Origin of the sequence: Desulfovibrio inopinatus DSM 10711, from assembly GCF_000429305.1 — a bacterium.
Classification (GTDB): Bacteria; Desulfobacterota; Desulfovibrionia; order Desulfovibrionales; family Desulfovibrionaceae; genus Alteridesulfovibrio; species Alteridesulfovibrio inopinatus.
The window spans coordinates 1-2,899 of sequence record NZ_KE386883.1 but is presented as its reverse complement, the minus strand read 5'-3'; the positions used below and the strand labels follow the sequence as shown (position 1 = coordinate 2,899).

At 46.6% G+C, this 2,899-nt stretch carries 4 protein-coding genes; 1 reads left to right on the top strand and 3 read right to left on the bottom strand.

Annotated features, from left to right (window positions below; all coding sequences use genetic code 11):
- Nucleotides 1–145 precede the first annotated feature (145 nt).
- Nucleotides 146–919: a ParA family protein gene (locus G451_RS0126010; RefSeq protein WP_027186518.1), complete on the bottom strand. Its 774-nt coding sequence runs from the start codon at nucleotides 917–919 to the stop codon at nucleotides 146–148.
- Nucleotides 920–1,027: 108 nt separating this feature from the next.
- Between G451_RS0126010 and G451_RS34465 the strand changes: the two genes are divergently transcribed.
- Entirely contained in the window at nucleotides 1,028–1,189 is a 162-nt protein-coding gene (locus tag G451_RS34465) for a hypothetical protein (RefSeq protein WP_156921833.1), read from the top strand.
- Nucleotides 1,190–1,509: 320 nt separating this feature from the next.
- Here the strand turns inward: G451_RS34465 and G451_RS0125995 are convergent, their stop codons facing one another.
- Entirely contained in the window at nucleotides 1,510–2,550 is a 1,041-nt protein-coding gene (locus G451_RS0125995) for an Lcl C-terminal domain-containing protein (RefSeq protein ID WP_027186517.1), read from the bottom strand.
- A 176-nt stretch (nucleotides 2,551–2,726) separates the two neighbouring features.
- Nucleotides 2,727–2,899, bottom strand: a 173-nt coding sequence (locus tag G451_RS33960) for a transposase (protein ID WP_211236398.1), incomplete at its 5' end; no start/stop codon positions are given.

Here is a 2,899-nt window from a genome sequence, read left to right as displayed (position 1 = left end):
GATTTTTCCGAGTCTAATTTTTCTTCGGAAAGTTCAGCGATCTTTTGCGCCGTCTCGTTATTGAGACGCTCTTTGAGGTTTTCACCGAGCATTTCGGCGAGCCCTTTACGGCGCTTAGATCCTGTTTTCGACATACCACGAATCCTTATTCCAAAATGGTCTCAAGTTCCTTGGCAAGGTCACGAAAGCATTTTGCACCAAGACTGCGCGGGGAATATCGTATTACCGTGCGGCCCATGAGTTCAGCTTGCTGAATATCGGTGTTGACGGGAATGATGGTTTCAAAAAGTTTGTCTTTATATCGATTTTGAACTTGTTCGATGAGAATCTTGGAAATGGTTGTCCGCCGGTCGACTTTGGTAATGAGCAAGCGCAGAAAGCGTAAATCCGTGTTGTACCCCTGGCGAATCGTTTCAATAGCGGCAACGGTTTTATCGAGTCCGTCCAGTGCATAGCGGCTTCCGCCTTCCACAGGCACAATCACGAAATCGGCGGCAATCATGGCCATGACGCTGAAGGTTCCCAGGTTTGGGGGACAGTCGATAAAGGTGAAGTCAAAATTTTGGAGTGCATTGTCACGAAGCCGGTCGCGCAACAACGAAAATCGATTCCTTTTTTCCATCAACGAGGGTTCCAATGCGGCCGTTTCCGGCACATTGGGAATCATAAATAATCGTTCATAATATGTTGTATAAACAATATCATTGAATGGAGGGTTTTCTTCTTCGTCAATGAGTTCATAGAGCGTGACGGGAGTTTTCGCCATGTCCAGCAAGGTGCTGGTGAGATTGCATTGGGAATCAAGATCAACAACAAGACATTTCGATCCGCGATTGGCAAGCGCGTGGCTCACATTGGCGGCAAGGGTCGTTTTTCCCACGCCCCCTTTATTGTTCACAATCGCGATGATGTAGCTCATAGTTACCTCTCATCAGCTTTTGAGACGTGATTACACCGCAAAAGAAAATAAAATCAACATGTTTTTTGTTCATTTTGATTTCGGAAAAGGTATGAATAGAAGAGGGGAATGCCTATCGGCAAAGCAGATTGTACCGTTTTTTCAAACGGTAAGACCTCTTTAGAAGACGGTGCATACCGTGTGATTTTTCGTGAAAAAACGGGTGGCCGTCTCGCTGCGGTTCAACTCTCGGTGATTGAATCGGTTTTCAGACTGGACAATCCGATATGAGCATTTCATTTTTTTTTTGTGAAATATGGAAGACGGAACGTGTCGTGCATCGCGCCAAGTGCATGAACATGGATATGGCGGGAATTTGACAGGGTCAAAACAACGCAACCCGTGTTTATAAAAGTCCATAGGCGCGATCTATCGGAAAACCAGCGTCATAGCTTCTCTAATTTTTCTGTCGCATAATGCCCTTTATGGTAACTTTGGAGGTCGTTTCAAAATATTCCATTGAATTTGAGGGTGTTATTCACGAAACACACGTCGTTTAGACATCAAAATACGCTCTCGATACAGGCACGATATCAGCTTTTTCTATAGATCTATTGCAGAGGGCCGGAACGCACGCAGCGGACGTAGAATTCGCTGAATTTGTAGAAATACCAGATTTGCCCGCTCCCGAAAGAGAGATCGTATGCGTAGCCTTTATTGGGGTATAATGAAGATGTCGGATTGACAGGGGACGTGGTCGAGGACCAGTACTGACCAGTCGGAGTTTCAAAGGTGGGATCAATGCCCGTCTCACGGGTCAAATCAAGCAAGCTTTCGAGTTCATTGATATTGGGCAGACGCCAATCAGAATACCCGTCCAACGTCAAGTCTTCGCAATACGCCAAGGCGCCTTCCCAGTCTTTTCTGGAGGAAGTCGTCTCTTTCTGTGGCCACATGAGATTCGTGATGGTGTCCAATACAACCGATCCGTTAACTTCGTATTTTTTCTCTGGGTACGATTGTATTGAACGAACACATCGAACGCCGTTGTGGTATCGTTTGCTATTGTATAATGTCACTCCGTCGTAAAAACACATATACCAGGCATAGACTGACAGGGATGCGTACGTGTCGCTCGTCCAATACATCGAGAGATTTGTTGTGAAAACAGGATTAATCGCAGGATTAGACTTTCCTTTGTCAACAATTTGAAAAAGTTCATGTTGGCTTGGCAAACGCCAATCAGAATATCCAGCGAGGGCCAAGTCTTCGCAATACGTCACTGCATCATCCCAAATACGCTTCTCTCCGTCATCAGCCTGCATCCACATCAATCCAGTCAGATTGTCTGTAACCGTGCCGTCGCCGTTGTCGGTGTACGACATTTGCTGCGAGGTCGAATTGTATTGCGCGTCCTGGCCATAATACGGTTCCACATCATAGGGTTCGACGATTTCCCCTGTGTTGCTCCCGTAGAATTTGGTCACGCCTGTATCGGGAAGGATGTATTTTGTTGTGTCCGCCTGCATCAACGTCAGCAATGCGGGGAGGAGGCTTGTTGACAAGGTGTCGGTTTCATCCGCTTTCAGACTGGATGGGACGAGGAAGCAGACAAGCGCAGCAACAGCTGTCATCATGGCAACAGGTTTCATAGTGGGACGACCCTCGCTTGGTTAGTGTGCTCTGAAAATTCCTCCATGTATCAATTTAATACGGGTTGGCAATGATGGTTAATTTATTGACTTAGTGATACAGGCGAAGAGGCTGAGTTCGAAGTATGGGGTTCAGACTCAATTTGAGCGATTTTAAGAGGATAAGACCCCTTCTTTCAGGTAGGGGTAGGGGATGAAAGGCGCTCTTCCCGCCTTGAGGCGGGTGTGCGTTGCTGTTCTATGTACTGCCTCATTACGGAAAGAGGAGCGCCCCCACAAGAAGCGGCAAAATAACTTGGGCTCCAAAGCACCCCCTTCCAATACCTCTTTCTTAAGTCCTCAAATTTGT